Genomic DNA, 286 nt, shown 5'->3' with positions numbered 1-286 from the left:
AACGACCTCTGGTACAAGAACGCGGTCATCTACAATCTGTCCCTGTCCACCTTCATGGATTCCGATGGCAACGGAATGGGGGACTTCCAGGGATTGTTGAACCAGCTCGACTATCTGCACGGGCTGGGGGTGACCACGATCTGGCTCGGCCCGTTCCAGCCCTCGCCCCTGCGCGACCACGGCTACGACATCACCGACTATTACAACGTCGATCCGCGCTACGGCACGCTCGGCGACTTCGTGGAGTTCAGCCATGGCTGCAAGCTGCGCGGCATCCGGCTGATCA

At 60.5% G+C, this 286-nt stretch carries 1 protein-coding gene; it reads left to right on the top strand.

Annotated features, from left to right (window positions below):
• A partial coding sequence (locus JT719_RS24625; RefSeq protein ID WP_242693467.1) for an alpha-amylase family glycosyl hydrolase occupies nt 1-286 on the top strand: 286 nt, incomplete at both ends.

Origin of the sequence: Sabulibacter ruber (genome assembly GCF_017355955.1) — a bacterium.
GTDB classification, from domain to species: domain Bacteria; phylum Bacteroidota; class Bacteroidia; order Cytophagales; family Hymenobacteraceae; genus Nibribacter; species Nibribacter ruber_A.
Note: the sequence above shows the minus strand (reverse complement) of the source record. Positions and strands in the feature narration are given on the sequence as shown.